General features: G+C 61.1%; 16 protein-coding genes and 2 tRNA genes. 10 read left to right on the top strand and 8 right to left on the bottom strand.

The window, feature by feature from the left end; genetic code table 11:
* Nucleotides 1-127: 127 nt before the first annotated feature.
* Nucleotides 128-625, bottom strand: coding sequence for a GFA family protein (locus SAZ10_RS19150; protein WP_318610952.1), 498 nt, complete (start codon nucleotides 623-625; stop codon nucleotides 128-130).
* 97 nt (nucleotides 626-722) lie between these two features.
* On the opposite strand from SAZ10_RS19150, the gene SAZ10_RS19145 reads away from it, so the two are divergent.
* Nucleotides 723-1,049, top strand: a complete 327-nt coding sequence (locus SAZ10_RS19145; protein ID WP_318611082.1) for a TfoX/Sxy family protein — start codon at nucleotides 723-725, stop codon at nucleotides 1,047-1,049.
* 49 nt (nucleotides 1,050-1,098) lie between these two features.
* Here the strand turns inward: SAZ10_RS19145 and SAZ10_RS19140 are convergent, their stop codons facing one another.
* The 3 genes from SAZ10_RS19140 to SAZ10_RS19130 form a co-directional block, all read right to left on the bottom strand.
* Complete coding sequence (locus SAZ10_RS19140; RefSeq protein WP_318610951.1) at nucleotides 1,099-2,640, bottom strand: DEAD/DEAH box helicase; 1,542 nt, start codon at nucleotides 2,638-2,640, stop codon at nucleotides 1,099-1,101.
* 314 nt (nucleotides 2,641-2,954) lie between these two features.
* Nucleotides 2,955-3,377: a VOC family protein gene (locus tag SAZ10_RS19135; protein ID WP_318610950.1), complete on the bottom strand. Its 423-nt coding sequence runs from the start codon at nucleotides 3,375-3,377 to the stop codon at nucleotides 2,955-2,957.
* 107 nt (nucleotides 3,378-3,484) lie between these two features.
* The gene (locus SAZ10_RS19130; RefSeq protein ID WP_318610949.1) at nucleotides 3,485-4,258 is read right to left on the bottom strand and encodes an NAD kinase; all 774 of its coding nucleotides are present in this window, start codon (nucleotides 4,256-4,258) and stop codon (nucleotides 3,485-3,487) included.
* Nucleotides 4,259-4,367: 109 nt separating this feature from the next.
* On the opposite strand from SAZ10_RS19130, the gene SAZ10_RS19125 reads away from it, so the two are divergent.
* From SAZ10_RS19125 to SAZ10_RS19115, 3 genes are all read left to right on the top strand, one after another.
* On the top strand, nucleotides 4,368-4,775 hold the full coding sequence (locus tag SAZ10_RS19125) for a GFA family protein (protein WP_412535251.1): 408 nt from the start codon (nucleotides 4,368-4,370) through the stop codon (nucleotides 4,773-4,775).
* Nucleotides 4,776-4,858: 83 nt separating this feature from the next.
* Nucleotides 4,859-4,934: transfer RNA gene (locus tag SAZ10_RS19120), tRNA-Thr, on the top strand.
* Between the two features lie 160 nt (nucleotides 4,935-5,094).
* A complete protein-coding gene (locus SAZ10_RS19115; RefSeq protein WP_318610947.1) occupies nucleotides 5,095-5,253 on the top strand; it encodes a hypothetical protein in 159 nt (52 codons plus the stop codon).
* Between the two features lie 63 nt (nucleotides 5,254-5,316).
* Here the strand turns inward: SAZ10_RS19115 and SAZ10_RS19110 are convergent, their stop codons facing one another.
* A complete protein-coding gene (locus tag SAZ10_RS19110; RefSeq protein ID WP_318610946.1) occupies nucleotides 5,317-5,745 on the bottom strand; it encodes a hypothetical protein in 429 nt (142 codons plus the stop codon).
* A gap of 140 nt (nucleotides 5,746-5,885) precedes the next feature.
* On the opposite strand from SAZ10_RS19110, the gene SAZ10_RS19105 reads away from it, so the two are divergent.
* Nucleotides 5,886-6,053: a hypothetical protein gene (locus SAZ10_RS19105; RefSeq protein WP_318610945.1), complete on the top strand. Its 168-nt coding sequence runs from the start codon at nucleotides 5,886-5,888 to the stop codon at nucleotides 6,051-6,053.
* A gap of 77 nt (nucleotides 6,054-6,130) precedes the next feature.
* Complete coding sequence (locus tag SAZ10_RS19100) at nucleotides 6,131-6,643, top strand: hypothetical protein (RefSeq protein WP_318610944.1); 513 nt, start codon at nucleotides 6,131-6,133, stop codon at nucleotides 6,641-6,643.
* Between the two features lie 395 nt (nucleotides 6,644-7,038).
* Here the strand turns inward: SAZ10_RS19100 and bhcR are convergent, their stop codons facing one another.
* Complete coding sequence (bhcR, locus tag SAZ10_RS19095; protein ID WP_318610943.1) at nucleotides 7,039-7,866, bottom strand: HTH-type transcriptional regulator BhcR; 828 nt, start codon at nucleotides 7,864-7,866, stop codon at nucleotides 7,039-7,041.
* Nucleotides 7,867-8,043: 177 nt separating this feature from the next.
* Between bhcR and gcl the strand changes: the two genes are divergently transcribed.
* The 3 genes from gcl to SAZ10_RS19080 are packed head-to-tail and all read left to right on the top strand — an operon-like array spanning nucleotide 8,044 to nucleotide 11,551.
* The gene (gene gcl / locus SAZ10_RS19090) at nucleotides 8,044-9,825 is read left to right on the top strand and encodes a glyoxylate carboligase (RefSeq protein WP_318610942.1); all 1,782 of its coding nucleotides are present in this window, start codon (nucleotides 8,044-8,046) and stop codon (nucleotides 9,823-9,825) included.
* A gap of 11 nt (nucleotides 9,826-9,836) precedes the next feature.
* Nucleotides 9,837-10,634: a 2-oxo-tetronate isomerase gene (gene otnI / locus SAZ10_RS19085; protein WP_318610941.1), complete on the top strand. Its 798-nt coding sequence runs from the start codon at nucleotides 9,837-9,839 to the stop codon at nucleotides 10,632-10,634.
* 23 nt (nucleotides 10,635-10,657) lie between these two features.
* Nucleotides 10,658-11,551, top strand: coding sequence for a 2-hydroxy-3-oxopropionate reductase (locus SAZ10_RS19080; protein WP_318610940.1), 894 nt, complete (start codon nucleotides 10,658-10,660; stop codon nucleotides 11,549-11,551).
* 57 nt (nucleotides 11,552-11,608) lie between these two features.
* On the opposite strand, the gene SAZ10_RS19075 is transcribed toward SAZ10_RS19080, so the two are convergent.
* The gene (locus tag SAZ10_RS19075; RefSeq protein ID WP_318610939.1) at nucleotides 11,609-12,463 is read right to left on the bottom strand and encodes an RNA methyltransferase; all 855 of its coding nucleotides are present in this window, start codon (nucleotides 12,461-12,463) and stop codon (nucleotides 11,609-11,611) included.
* 235 nt (nucleotides 12,464-12,698) lie between these two features.
* Between SAZ10_RS19075 and SAZ10_RS19070 the strand changes: the two genes are divergently transcribed.
* A tRNA-Tyr gene (locus SAZ10_RS19070) sits at nucleotides 12,699-12,783 on the top strand.
* A gap of 132 nt (nucleotides 12,784-12,915) precedes the next feature.
* Here SAZ10_RS19070 and SAZ10_RS19065 read toward each other — a convergent pair.
* Complete coding sequence (locus tag SAZ10_RS19065) at nucleotides 12,916-13,728, bottom strand: glycoside hydrolase family 16 protein (RefSeq protein ID WP_318610938.1); 813 nt, start codon at nucleotides 13,726-13,728, stop codon at nucleotides 12,916-12,918.
* Between the last annotated feature and the right edge of the window lie 357 nt (nucleotides 13,729-14,085).

Below are 14,085 nucleotides of genomic sequence, written 5' to 3'. Positions count from 1 at the left end.
GTGCAGCGCCAAGTGATTCCACTTGGCTGCAAAAAGCTATAGCGCATCGGACCGAACCGAAGGGCCTCGTCAACGAAAGGCGTTAGCGGTTTTTGGACGAATTTGATCCGCAGACTATAGATGGACCTCAGTCGATCCAGAGGCCGTGCCTCCTGTGCCAGTCGGCGATCGATTCTTCGGGGTAAACCTCGAATACCAGGTCACCCTCGCGGATGTCCGGCTCGACCCAGGAGGGCTTGTATTTCAGCATGAGATGGGTCCGCTGCGGCGGCTCCGGCAATTCAGTATCGATTGCAGAGGCGAAGGGGTGGACCAGTTCCGGCCAGGTCGGATCGTAGAGCCACAGAGCCGAACCGCACTTGCGACAAAAATTGCGCTCGCCGGTCGAGACTTCGCGGACCGCATGCTCATCGTCCTCGATCTCTGCGCGATAGACGCCGAGATTGTGTTTGCCGGTGATCTTGAGCGTCGAGGAGTCAGCGCCGAGATTGATGGCGAATCCGCCGCCGCCTTGCTGCTTGCGGCAGATCGAGCAGTAGCAGAGTTGATAGGGGACAGGCGTATGGCTGTCGACGGTGAAGCGCACCGCTCCGCAACGGCACGACCCTTCGAGTTTCATCGGCATTTGAGGCTCACGCTGATTGTCATGTGTTGGCAGGTTGATGAGGCCAACATAGCGCCGGCCAATGGCAAAGCCAGCGCACGCCTGCCATACTGCTGACATGGACAACGAGGCGATCAGCGATCTCTTTGCCGGGCTCGGACCGGTCGACATCCGCCGGATGTTCGGTGGCAAAGGCATTTACCATCGAGGCGTGATCATCGCAGTCGAGATACGCGGCGAACTGATGCTCAAGGGCGATCCGGAACTTGCGCCGGAGCTCGAGGCAGCAGGCTGCAAACAGTGGACCTATATCGGTTCGCGGCACGGAAAACGGGTAGCCATGCCTTACTGGACCGTGCCGGACAGCGCGGTGGACGATCCCGACGAAATGGCGTTCTGGGCGAGGAAGTCCTACGAGGCGGGGCTGAGGTCCGGCAAGAGCTGAGCAGCGCAGAAATGTCACGGCGCTCGATGAGAACCGCGACAAGAAGAACCTAGACTTTGACGGCGACCTTCATGAAGGCCGGCATGTCGTCGCCAAAACCGACGACGGTATTCGCTTCGTCATCGCGGCGGCGATGCGGGCGGTCGTTGCGGGCAGGGCGCTCCTCACGTCCCGGCTCCTCTGGTCCGCTCTTGCGCTGCGAATTCTCGGATCTGATCGCCTGTTTGCGCTGGCGGCGAGCTTCGATGACTTCGGCCGGAACAAGCGAAGGCTGTTCGGCGACATCTTCCGCGGTGGGCTCGACCGGGGGCGTTGCGTGCCGCTCGCCGCGCGGCTTGCGATCACGCTTCTCGCCGCGCTTCTCACCGCGAGCCTTCGCCCGGCCACGGCGCGGCTGCTCCTCTTCGCCTTCACTGGTGAAGATCGTCGAGAGGTCGCCATCGTGCCATTCGATTTTCTGGCCGATCAGCTTCTCGATCGCATCGACGTTCTTCGTGTCTGACTTGGTGGCGATGGTGAACGACTTGCCCGAGCGGCCTGCGCGCCCCGTGCGTCCGATTCGGTGGACATAGTCCTCCGCGTGGATCGGCACGTCGAAATTGAAGACATGGCTGACATCGGGAATGTCGAGGCCACGTGCCGCGACATCCGAGGCGACGAGCAGCTTCAGGCGGCCGTCGCGGAAATTGGAAAGCATGGTCATGCGGGCACGCTGGTCCATGTCGCCGTGCAGGGCGCCTGCATCGAAATCATACTTGATAAGGGAACGGAAAAGCTCGGATACGTCGACCTTGCGGTTGCAGAAGATAATCGCGTTCTTGAGGCTGTCTGCCTCCGAGCGGATCAACTCGCGCAGCACCGCGCGCTTCTCCCAGGGCTTGGAGCCGGACTTGACTAGCCGCTGAACGATATTGGTCGCAGTTGTCGCGGCGCGGGAAACCTCGATGCGCACCGGGGCATGCAGGAACTGCTCGGTAAGCTTGGTAATTTCCGGCGGCATTGTCGCTGAAAAGAACAGCGTCTGGCGCGTGAATGGGATCAGCTTGCAGATGCGCTCGATGTCGGGAATGAAGCCCATGTCGAGCATGCGGTCGGCCTCGTCGATGACGAGGATCTCCACGCCGGTCAGCAGGAGCTTGCCGCGCTCGAAATGGTCGAGCAGCCGGCCGGGCGTGGCGATCAACACGTCGGCGCCGCGCTCCAGCTTCTTTTCCTGGTCGTCGAACGAAACGCCGCCGATCAGGAGCGCGATGTTGAGCCGGTGGTTCTTGCCGTATCTAACAAAATTCTCCTCGACCTGCGCCGCGAGCTCGCGTGTCGGCTCGAGGATCAGCGTGCGCGGCATGCGCGCACGGGCGCGGCCCTTTTCCAATCGCGTCAGCATCGGCAACACGAAGGATGCGGTTTTGCCGGTGCCGGTCTGGGCAATTCCCAACACGTCCTTGCCTTGCAAAGCGTGAGGAATGGCGCCGGCCTGGATTGGGGTCGGAGTCGTATAGCCAGCATCAACCACCGCCGAAAGCACTTTCGGCGAGAGGCCAAGATTAGCAAAGTTCAACGCCTCTAGGGCGGTCTGGTCTTCAGATGACACGTGTCAGGCTGTCTTTATGTCCAGCGACGAAGCCGCGGCAAGCGCCCCCGCTTGCGAGATTTGTGCACTGCAGTACGGAGAAGCGCGGATTTTGTCAACACAAACGACCGGAATTCCCGGCCTTGTGACACGACATACTTAATAACGCACGCAACCGTGTTCAAGTCGCCGACGCGCGGCAGCCTTCTTTTCGGCCGGCTAGATCTGCCTGAATCATAGAGCGGTTGCGATTCAATTGGATCGCCACCGGCTCCATCTTTTTGTTTACGCATCGGATTTCTGCGAAACCGCTGCGCATGTTTCGGTCCGATGTGCTAGACCGCCAAGCTCCATTTTGGATGCCAGACGATCTCCCACAGGTGGCCGTCCGGGTCATGGAAATAGCCGGAATAGCCGCCCCAGAACCGGTCATGCGGCGGATCGGTTACCACTGCGCCGGCCGAGGCGGCCTGCTTCATAACCGCGTCGACGGCTTCCTTGGAGGCAACCAGATGGCCGATCGATACGGCCCCCAGCCTGGATTGTGTGGCCGGGACGTTCGCATCTTTGGCGAGGGAATCGGTCGGGTAAAGCGAGAGCGTCAGGTCGTCGTCGAGGTTGAAGAGGACGATCGCGCCGTCTTCCCACTCCTGTCCAACAATTCCTTCAGTCGGAAATCCAAGGCCATCGCGATAGAAGGCGAGCGAGCGTTCAAGGTCGCTCACGCCCAATGTGATGATTCTGATCTTCGGGTTCATGATCAGTCACTCCGGTTTGCGCGTGCGTGGATGAGACGCGTTCACCAAAAGGATAGGGCAGGCAACCGCGCTGGCTTGAACAAAACGGCCAAGTGGGCCTGGGTAAGTCAGTAGCGGAACTGCTCGGCGAGGATGCGGTCGTCCCAGGAATGGCTGGGATCGAACAGCAATGTAGCCGTCTTTTCGGACGACTCGCGCACAGTGACGGAGATGACCGACTTGATCTCTTCGTTGTCGGCCGCCGCATTGACCGGCCGCTTCGATGGTTCGAGCGTCTCGAAGTGAACGACGGATTTGTTGGGCAGCAGCGCGCCGCGCCAGCGCCGCGGCCGGTAGGGGCTCACCGGGGTGAGGGCCAGAAGAGGCGCATCGAGGGGCACGATCGGCCCGTGGGCCGACAAGTTGTAGGCGGTCGAGCCCGCAGGCGTCGCTACCATAATGCCGTCGCAGACCAGCTCTGCCAGCCGCACCTTGTCGTCGACGGCGATCCTGAGCTTCGCAGCCTGATAGGACTGGCGGAACAGAGACACTTCGTTGATGGCGAGCGCAGACGCTTCTTCACCGGTCTCCGTCACGACATGCATCTCGAGCGGACGGATGGTCTCGGCAATCGCCGCCTCGACTCGCTTCTCCAGATCCCTCTCGCGGAACTCGTTCATCAGAAAGCCGATAGTGCCGCGATTCATCCCGTAGACGCGCTTTCCGCTGCCCATCGTGTGGCGCAGCGTCTGCAGCAGGAATCCGTCACCGCCGAGAGCGACGACGATATCGGCCTCAGCGACGCTGTGCTGACCGTAGATGGTGGTGAGCCGCGCCGCGGCGTTGCGGGCGTCATCTGTGTCGGACGAAACGAAGGCGAAGGTCGGTGTCGGTTTTGGCATCACTTTCGGCCAGTGAGATTTCTGGCGGGAGGCGTATCGGTTAGCATGGTGTGTCAGCGCCTGCAAAGCTGCCTGAGCTTCTGGAGGCAAGTTTCGAGGAGACCCTATGATGAAGATAGAAGGTTCATGCCATTGCGGCGCGATAAGCTATCAAGCTGATGTCGATCCCGGCGAAGTAAGCATCTGCCACTGCACCGATTGCCAGGCACTGACGGGTTCTGCCTTTCGGGTGACGGTCCCTGCAGCAGCGGCAGACTTCAAGCTCACTGCGGGAAGCCCGAAGATCTACGTCAAGACTGCAGACAGCGGAGCCAGGCGCATCCAAGCCTTCTGTGGGGATTGCGGCTCGCCCATCTATACGACGTCGGCCGAATCGAATCGCGGAACCATCGGCGTTCGCGTCGGCACGATCCACCAGAAAAATGAGCTGCGTCCATCGCGGCAGTTTTGGCGCCACTCGGCACTGCCGTGGGTGCCGGCAATGGAGGATCTGGAGACCCTCGCCGGCGATGCCTAGCGGCGAGCGTTTGTGAAAATCGAGGCGGCCTTGCTGGACAATTGACTTTACTGCGGCGGCAAATGTGCTAACCGGAGCGCCGTGCCCTTGTAGCTCAGCTGGTAGAGCAGCGGTTTTGTAAACCGTTGGTCGCGGGTTCGAATCCTGCCGGGGGCACCACTCTTCAGATTGTCCGACCCGGAGATATAGTTCAGGTTTATACCTGACAGATGGGCAACACTTTCGGCCCTATTTTGGTCGATCTGCTTCCCCCCGACAATTGCAAGCCGGATTAAACTGCGACCGCGGAACCATTCTGCCGCTTGGAAATTCCAACAGCATGAAGAATGATCCCTATGCTCAACTCGCGATCGGAATGACGATCGGCGTCAGCATCGGTGCCGCCTTGGGAGCAGTGGTTGGCAGCTTTGAGATGGGCTTACCTGTTGGTCTTGCACTTGGCGCCAGCGTGAGCGCCATGTTTTACCACCACAGCTGACTTAGACTGGCGGGACCACTGGGCTGTAACTCAGCTCAGCCGCACTGGGACGTGAGTGTGCCGTTAATCCGTGGGCCAGGACCAGTATCCGGCCTTCTCGGCGCGCCGCACGCCGGCCGCGATTTCTGCGCGGATGTGATTGCATGAACGCGCGGTGGTGATCGTACGGGCACGTTTCGTGGCTGCCGTCCAGGCACGCGCGACCATGTCGAGGTCGGATCGCTTCTCGGCATCGCTTGCAATGGCGAGCGACTGCATTTCGACCTCGCCGCAGCGTTCTTCCAGGAGCTTGGCGAGGCTGAAGGTGTAGCTGAAGCTGGATTCGGCCCGCGCGACCGGGTCGGGCTTCACCGCGACGGGCACGAGTTGCGGGACTACTTCCGGCCAGGTCCAGGCGGCGTAGCCTATGGCGGCCGCCACGCCGACCAGCACCGGAACCAGACGCCGGGCGATGAAGCCGAATGACGGCAACCGCTGAACGGTAAGCGCCATTTTATCCATGCATAATATCTAATGTTCTAATGGTTAGCGTTCCGTTACGCCGTCCACGCCGACAAAATCTCGCCAGAACTATGAGTGACAGTTGAGCCGCGTCGCTGGCCGGCGCTGGCGCGCATTCAAGGTCGCTGGAAATGATCCGCTTCGTTGCGCTATTTGTTTTTCTCACCGTCGCAGCCTTCCTGCTGTCGGAAATTGCGCGCCGGATGAAGCAGGCCAAGATCGACTGGACGGGTGTTGCTTTTGCAGTGGGCTTCGTCGTGCTTGCCTTCTGGCTGCGCCATCTGACCGGGATGCGCTGAGCCGACAAATGGCTGGCAAACAGCCATGGCTATGGCATCCTGACTGCTGCGCGGGGTGAGCCTAGCGGAGTGATTCGATGCACTACCGAACCCTGCCCACTCTTTCCGCTGTTGGAATTTTCATTTCAGTCGCCGCGGCGTCGGCTTCCGAGAATCGGCTCGGCATCTGGCCTGGCATGACAATCGAAGAGGTGGCGTCGGCATTGAAGCCGCGCTGCCCCGACATCATGATCGTAGGAAGCGACGAGCGGTCCGTCACTTGCCGGATCGGCGGGGTCGGCGCGACCGTGATCAACGCTACAGCGTCGACCAAGGGGCGCACCTACTACATCGACTGGCGCGAGGCCGCCGATGATGAATTGATGAGCTATGTGAAGCGGATCGCCGGCGAGCTCGGTCTGCGCGGGCCGGGCAAGGGCTGTAAGTTCTACGATTACGAGCTGCGCTGCTGGCGTGCCAAGGACGGCTCCGTGCTCTACAGCGGCGAGCGTGACGCGCAGAAGCGATATATCAGCTACATCGTGAATGATCGGATCAAGGAAGAAGACGAAGGTCCCGCGATCGAAGCGCCGGTTAACCGGGACGAATAGCACGGGCAGCCCGGAAGCTCTGGAGCAGAACCGGCCGCGTAGATCAACGAACGGCGGATGGCCTGCCTGCGCCGCGCCGGGTTGAAGAGTCCCTGTGCAGACCTATCGACTGAATCTTGCCCTTGATCCCGGGCACTGTGCGATCAAGCCTGCTTGCTATTTCTGCGGCCGAGGAACCAGCTTCGACCAGCTTGCGGAGCTGTTGAATCTCGTCCGGCGTCCATGGCTGACCGTTTCTTCCGGCCATAGTGGCGCCTCCGATTCTTGACGGCAGCCGAACCGTCAGGAAGGAAGAAAGTTCCTCCGTAACAACCGATAACTGCTCAAGGGAGCCGTTAGAGGCGCGAATGAGGGCCCGAGCCCGCTCGTGAGAGCACCGGATCAGTGATCTCCGCTCAGCCCTGGTCCGGCAAAATGCCGCCGATCATCGTCGTGACAGCAGCGGCGGCCCGGCGAACTTCCGGTCCGAACGCCGCTAGCCTGTCCGGTGTCACTCGCACGGTCGGACCCGAAATCGAAATCCCGCCGACCGGCTCCGCAAACTCGTTGAAAATAGCCGCTGCGATACAGCGCATCCCGGGGAACCGCTCCTCATCGTCCACCGACCAGCCGCGTGCCCTGATCTTTTCCAAATCGGCCTCGAGATCGCTGCTATGCGACAGCGTCTTTGCAGTGAAGGGCTCTAGCCTCGTCTCCTCGATGATCGCCTCGAGTCGAGCCGGCGAGAGATGAGCAAGGATTGCCTTGCCGATGCCGGACGCGTGAAACGGGCTTCGGGTCCCGGGGCGGAAAAAGGCGCGGATCGCCTGGTGCGTCTCGACCTGGCTCACGAACACAACGCAATCATCTTCGGCAACACCTAGATTGGCGGTCTCGCCGGTCTTCTCCATCAGTTCCTGCATGACCGACCGCGCACGGTCGACCAGCTTGCGGCTTCTGAGGAATGCCGAGCCGATGCGGAAGGCCTCCACCCCGACCGACCAGAGCTGCTGCTGTTCGGCGAACTCGACCATGCCGTGGCTCTGGAGAGTCGTCAGCATACGGTAGGCGGTGGAGGCGGCCAGTCCGGATCGCTCCGCAACCTCCGACAGCGAAAGCCCGTCGCTGCCGGCAACAATCGACAGGATCCGCAAGGCCCGGTCGAGCGACTGCACCGCTGTCGGGTCGACAGGAGCATTGAAGGCGCGTGGCCTGCCGCGGCGGCGTTTTTCGATGATCTCCATCCTGCGATCCTAAAAAAATTTTTTGCAATGTGGAATATTCGCTCCATTGGAAAACGGAAAATGCAACGAGTCCAAAGTGAAAGCACAATTTCCCAAGGAATGAAAAAAATTTCTGAAAAATTGAAAAATGCGGGATGCTGCCGCATGCTTGGCCGGCAAGATGAAAGGAGACGGTTCATGGCCAGGATGCGCGCGGTCGATGCCGCAGTTCTCGTCCTCGAGAGGGAGGGCATTTCCTGCGCCTTCGGCGTGCCCGGCGCGGCGATCAATCCGCTTTATTCCGCGATGAAGGCTCGCGGCACGATCCGCCATATCCTTGCACGCCATGTCGAGGCCGCCTCGCACATGGCGGAAGGCTACACGCGCGCCAAGGCAGGCAATGTCGGCCTTTGCCTCGGAACTTCAGGCCCGGCCGGAACCGACATGATCACGGGCCTCTATTCGGCATCGGCTGATTCCGTTCCGATCCTCTGCATCACCGGACAGGCGCCGCGAGCTCGGCTCACCAAGGAAGACTTCCAGGCCGTCGACATCGCTTCGATCGCGGCGCCGGTCACCAAATGGGCAGTCACCGTCATGGAGCCTTACCAGGTGCCGATGGCGTTGCAGAAGGCCTTCCACTTGATGCGTTCCGGCCGGCCCGGGCCGGTCCTGATCGACCTGCCTGTCGACGTCCAGCTCGCCAAGATCGAGTTCGACGTCGAGACCTACGAGCCGCTGCCGGTCGAAAGGCCGAGGATGAGCCGCAGGCAAGCCGAGAAGGCGGTAGCCATGCTGAATGCTGCCGAGCGGCCGCTGATCGTTGCCGGCGGCGGCATCATCAATGCCGACGCTTCGGACCTGTTGATCGAATTCGCAGAGATCACCGGCGTTCCAGTCATCCCCACGCTGATGGGCTGGGGCGCGATTCCCGACGATCATCCGTTGATGGCCGGTATGTGCGGCCTGCAGACGTCGCACCGCTACGGCAATGCGACCATGCTCGCCTCCGATTTCGCGCTTGGTATCGGCAATCGCTGGGCGAACAGGCACACCGGGTCGGTCGACAAGTATACTGCCGGCCGAAAATTCGTTCACATCGACATCGAGCCGACACAGATCGGCCGCGTCTTTGCTCCGGACCTAGGTGTCGTTTCAGACGCCGGGGCGGCGCTCAAGATGCTGCTCGACGTGGCCACGGAATGGAAGGCCGCCGGGAAGCTGCGGGACTGGTCGGCCTGGGCGAGGGAATGCCGGCAGCGCAAAAAGACGATGAAGCGCAAGACGCATTTCGACCAGACGCCACTCAAGCCTCAGCGGGTCTACGAGGAGATGAACAAGGCGCTGGCGCGCGACACCACCTATGTCACGACGATCGGACTCAGCCAGATCGCCGGCGCGCAATTCCTCCATGTCTACAAACCGCGCAACTGGATCAATTGCGGCCAGGCCGGTCCGCTCGGCTGGACGCTGCCGGCGGCGATCGGCGTGCGCGCTGCCGATCCCGACCGCACGATCGTGGCGCTATCAGGCGACTACGACTTCCAGTTCCTGATCGAGGAGCTGGCGGTGGGTGCACAGTACCGACTGCCTTTCATCCACGTCGTCGTGAATAACGCCTATCTCGGCTTGATCCGGCAGGCGCAGCGCGGCTTTGCGATGGATTATGAGGTGAGCCTCGCCTTCGAGAATGTGAACAGGGCAGAGGATCCCGAGGCGGGCTATGGCGTCGACCATGTCGCCGTCGCGGAAGCCATGGGCTGCAAGGCAATACGCGTACGCCGGCCGGAAGAATGCGCCGCCGCGTTCAGGGAGGCCGAGCGGCTGACGAAGGAATTCCAGGTCCCGGTGGTCGTCGAGTTCATCCTGGAACGCGTCACCAACATCTCGATGGGCACCGAGATCGACAACATCGTCGAATTCGAGGAGCTTGCCGCATCGAACGAGGATGCGCCCACCGCCATAGCCCTGTTGGATTGAGGGAGGGAGCCATGCCGAAGTTTTCCGCCAATCTTTCGATGCTCTTCACCGAGCATGACTTCCTCGACCGTTTCGCCGCGGCGGCGAATGCGGGTTTTGAGGCGGTCGAATATGTCGGCCCGTACGATCATGCGCCGGAAGTCATTGCCACTAGGCTGAGGCAGAACCGGCTGACGCAGGCGCTCTTCAACCTCCCGCTGGGCGACTGGAGCAAGGGAGAGCGCGGCATTGCCATCCTGCCGGACCGTGTCGAGGAGTTTCAGCAGGGCGTCGAGATGGCGATACGCTACGCAAAGGCGCTCGGCTGCAACCAGGTGAATTGCCTTGCAGGCATCGCTCCGCAAGGCGCCGATCGCACACAACTCCAGAATACTTTCGTAAGGAACCTACGCTATGCCGCAGAAAAGCTTAGCGAATCCGGCATCAGGCTTTTGGTCGAGCCGATCAATACACGCGACATTCCTGGATTCTTTCTTACCCATTCGCGGCAGGCGCTCGACCTCATCGACCGCATTGGATCGGACAACCTCTATCTGCAATACGACATCTATCACATGCAGGTCATGGAGGGAGATCTCGCCCGTACCATCGAGAAGAACCTCAACCGCATCTCGCATATCCAGATTGCGGACAATCCCGGCCGCAACGAGCCGGGAACGGGAGAGATCAACTATCAGTTCCTCCACGAACACCTTGATCGCATTGGCTATTCCGGCTGGGTCGGAGCCGAGTATCGGCCCACGGGCGGAACCGTCGAAGGGCTTGGCTGGTTCAGGCAATTCGCACGGAAGGGAACAGCTGCGGCCTGAACTGCTGCAATCGGAGAAAGAAAGTGGAGACAATCGGTTTTATTGGTCTCGGCATCATGGGCGCGCCGATGGCAGGGCATCTGCTCGATGCCGGCTATGCGGTTTTCTCCAGCGAGCACCGCAAGCCGCTGCCCGCCGAGCTGGTCGCAAGGGGCCTGAAGGCAGTCCGTGGCCACGACTCGGTCGCGCGGGCGGCCGACATCGTCATCACGATGGTCTCGGACACGCCGCAGGTGGCCGAGGTGTTGTTTGGCGACAAGGGCGTGGCGCAGGGGCTGAGCCCAGGGAAGCTCGTCATCGACATGAGCTCGATCTCGCCGATCGAAACGAAGAAATTCGCTGCCAGGGTCAATGAGCTCGGCTGCGACTACCTCGATACACCAGTTTCCGGCGGCGAGGTTGGCGCCAAGGCAGCCTCGCTCACCATCATGGCCGGCGGGTCCGAGAAGGCCTTCGAGCGTGCCAGGCCCATCTTTGAAAAGATGGGGAAGAACATCACCTTGGTGGGCGAAAATGGAGTCGGCCAGACGACCAAGCTCGCCAACCAGATCGTCGTCGCGCTCACCATTGAGGCTGTCGCGGAAGCGCTTGTTTTCGCAGCAAAAGCCGGCGCCGATCCAGCCAAGGTCAGGCAGGCGCTGATGGGCGGGCTGGCGAGCTCGCGCATTCTGGAAGTGCATGGCGAGCGCATGGTGAAGCGGAGTTTTCAGCCCGGCTTCCGCATCGAGCTACACCAGAAGGATCTGAACCTTGCGCTTGAAGGCGCGAAGGCGCTTGGCGTCGCGCTCCCCAACACGGCATCGACGCAGCAGCTTTTCAATTCATGCGCGGCCAATGACGGGGCAAAGGAGGATCATTCCGCGCTGGTCAAGGCGCTGGAGAGGATGGCAGGGCATGAGGTGGCGAAGAGCGAATAGTGAGTAGCGAATAGCGAATAGGGACTCGCTAAATCACTCAACCCGCCAGCCCTTTCGCTACTCGCTATTCGCTAGAAATCTCCTCGCCGCATAAAGAGCCACCGCTGCCGCATTCGACACGTTCAGCGAGCGGATCGCGCCGGGCATGTCCAGCCGGGCGAGGGTGGTTACGGTTTCGCGGGTCTTCTGACGCAGCCCCTTGCCCTCGGCGCCGAGCACCAGCGCGATCCGTTCGCCCCTGATTGATTTCTCCAGCTCGGCCGGCCCGTCCGAATCGAGCCCCACGGTCTGGAACCCGGCCGAATGCAATTCGCCAAGTGCGGCGGCAAGGTTCCGCACTTCGATCAGGTCGATGTGCTCGAGTGCCCCGGAGGCCGACTTGGCGAGCACGCCCGATTCATGCGGGCTGTGACGCTCCGTGGTGATCAGCGCGCCGGCCCCGAAGGCGACGGCCGAGCGCATGATCGCGCCGACATTGTGCGGGTCGGTCACCTGGTCGAGCACGATTACGAGCTCTGTTTCGGCAAGCTCGGAGAGTGTCTTGGGTTTGAGCGGCTCGGCCTCGAGCAGCACCCCCTGATGCACGGCCTCGCTGCCGGTGACCTTCTCGATGGCTCGCGGCTCGGCAAGCTCGGCCGGGAAGGGCAGGGTGGCTATGTCGGAAATACCCAGCCGCTCCAGCGCATTGCGGGTTACCAGCATGCGGTGAATCCTGCGGCGCGCGTTGGCGATCGCGGCCTGCACTGTGTGGATGCCGTAGAGCCGCACAAGCCCGCGTTCCGGATCGGCGCCCGGCGGCACCGCTTTCCTGGGGGGCTTAGCCGGATGGCCGCCATGGCGTTCGCGGTGGGCGCGGCGCAACCTCGCGTAATGGCTATCCTTGGGCGTGTGGGTCTTCTTGTCATCTGGCATGGCGCTTCTATACCGAGGTCGGCCGATGTTGGATATGGCGCCCAGATGAGTTTGCGCTCTTGCCGGTGTAACCTGCTCCAGCGGCAGGTCTCCTGCGGCAAAAGTAAACTTGTCCCCAACGCCTCGTTTCGGTTGACAGGGTATGACCCAATCGCCATAAGGCGCTTCGCGGATTTCCGGGCGCTTGGCTCGGAGCATCCGCAAATGCTCGCAGCACGGCTCCGGCGGCAGTCATGGAGGGGTGCCCGAGTGGTTAAAGGGGACGGACTGTAAATCCGTTGGCTCAGCCTACGTTGGTTCGAATCCAACCCCCTCCACCACTGCCGGCCCGGGCCTTGCGAGGCGAGTTTAAGTAGAGTCAGCCTGTGAAGGTTTGAGACAGGTGAGCAGCGAACCAGCTGCTTCCGGTTTGGTCTGGCCGGCCAAAGCCATAGACCTGATCTCCACTCAGTTTAGTCCAAGCTGCAAGCAATCGATTCCGGAAACTGGCAATGATCGCCAGGTGCCGTAAAGGCGACACGCTCGATCTGCAACTTGAGAGGTTCGCTCGGTTCGGCGAATCGTCCCAGCCAACCGCTCAGGGTGTCGCTGCCCCATACGTTCATGAAAATGTTCGAGGGGTGACTGGGCAGTCCGCCCGGATTGTCGACAGTGCGGACAAGCTTGCCGTCGATGTACCAGCGAATGCGGTCTTTTTCCCAGACGAAGGCGTAGTCGTGGAAGTCCGCGTCCGCGCCACCCGGAACCTCTACGAGCTGCTCGTGACCGCCCTTGCCGCCGGTGAAGTAGTTGAGCTGGACTTTCGACGGATTTTTGCCGAGCACCTCGAAATCGATCTCGTCGTGCGGCTGCTTGTCTGTCTCGCCGATATAGGTGAAGAAGCTCAGGTCGAGACCTGGTCCGGCGGCTGTCTTCATCCGTACTTCGTAGGTCCCGTAGCCGTAGCGTTGCTTGGTCCGGATTTCCGAGCAGGCGTAGGCCCTGTCTTTGGTTTGCTCCTTCGCGAAGCCCAGATTGAGCACGCCGTCCTTCACACTCACCTGATGCTTGGACCAGGTGCAATTCTGGTGTTTGCCGTTCGTCCAGCCGTCCGAAATATACCAGCGGGATGTGTCGAGCTTGTCGAAGTTCTCGACGAACGAACCCGGGGATTGAGCTTCCCCTGCACGCGAGAGCGATGTGCTGGTCAGCCCGAAAGCTGCAACAGCCCCGAAGAGAACCGCCGGGAGGGCAGCCTGTCCGAAAATCCGCGAATTGATGGTCACTTTGCGTCCACTCCTGTTTGACCGCGCCTCATCTCACCGCTTCCTCGCGACGAAGGAGCAGTAGAGGGCGCGCCTCCGTCGACTGCTCGTCGGCATTGGCACCCCGCCAAAAATTCTGAATAGCCAAACTGCCCATGACAGCCTCTTCTGCGTTTCGAGGTCTGAGGGATGCGCATTTGGAGGAGAAAAACTGAACTGCGCGAGCCTTCTCCTCCGACGAAGGAGCGCAGCATATGGAAGGCTTGCTCGGGAAATATGGGCGCAAGTCCAAAGGTCAAGTGTCGGCTGCCGCAATCGGTTTCAGCCGGGCGGCGGCTTCCGAAAGGTGCCGCATGGATCGTCGGCCGCGGTTCATCA

It is taken from the genome of Mesorhizobium sp. BAC0120, from assembly GCF_033542235.1.
Taxonomy (GTDB): domain Bacteria; phylum Pseudomonadota; class Alphaproteobacteria; order Rhizobiales; family Rhizobiaceae; genus JAWRCU01.
Note: the sequence above shows the minus strand (reverse complement) of the source record. Positions and strands in the feature narration are given on the sequence as shown.

What these genes read in the sequence shown, in the direction of transcription:
- SAZ10_RS19145 (WP_318611082.1), top strand. Translation starts at nt 723, where the DNA reads ATGGACAACGAGGCGATCAGCGATCTCTTTGCCGGGCTCGGACCGGTC.
- SAZ10_RS19150 (WP_318610952.1), bottom strand. Translation starts at nt 625, where the DNA reads ATGCCGATGAAACTCGAAGGGTCGTGCCGTTGCGGAGCGGTGCGCTTC.
- SAZ10_RS19135 (WP_318610950.1), bottom strand. Translation starts at nt 3,377, where the DNA reads ATGAACCCGAAGATCAGAATCATCACATTGGGCGTGAGCGACCTTGAA.
- SAZ10_RS19130 (WP_318610949.1), bottom strand. Translation starts at nt 4,258, where the DNA reads ATGCCAAAACCGACACCGACCTTCGCCTTCGTTTCGTCCGACACAGAT.
- SAZ10_RS19115 (WP_318610947.1), top strand. Translation starts at nt 5,095, where the DNA reads ATGAAGAATGATCCCTATGCTCAACTCGCGATCGGAATGACGATCGGC.
- SAZ10_RS19125 (WP_412535251.1), top strand. Translation starts at nt 4,368, where the DNA reads ATGAAGATAGAAGGTTCATGCCATTGCGGCGCGATAAGCTATCAAGCT.
- SAZ10_RS19105 (WP_318610945.1), top strand. Translation starts at nt 5,886, where the DNA reads ATGATCCGCTTCGTTGCGCTATTTGTTTTTCTCACCGTCGCAGCCTTC.
- SAZ10_RS19100 (WP_318610944.1), top strand. Translation starts at nt 6,131, where the DNA reads ATGCACTACCGAACCCTGCCCACTCTTTCCGCTGTTGGAATTTTCATT.
- bhcR (WP_318610943.1), bottom strand. Translation starts at nt 7,866, where the DNA reads ATGGAGATCATCGAAAAACGCCGCCGCGGCAGGCCACGCGCCTTCAAT.
- gcl (WP_318610942.1), top strand. Translation starts at nt 8,044, where the DNA reads ATGGCCAGGATGCGCGCGGTCGATGCCGCAGTTCTCGTCCTCGAGAGG.
- SAZ10_RS19075 (WP_318610939.1), bottom strand. Translation starts at nt 12,463, where the DNA reads ATGCCAGATGACAAGAAGACCCACACGCCCAAGGATAGCCATTACGCG.
- SAZ10_RS19110 (WP_318610946.1), bottom strand. Translation starts at nt 5,745, where the DNA reads ATGGCGCTTACCGTTCAGCGGTTGCCGTCATTCGGCTTCATCGCCCGG.
- otnI (WP_318610941.1), top strand. Translation starts at nt 9,837, where the DNA reads ATGCCGAAGTTTTCCGCCAATCTTTCGATGCTCTTCACCGAGCATGAC.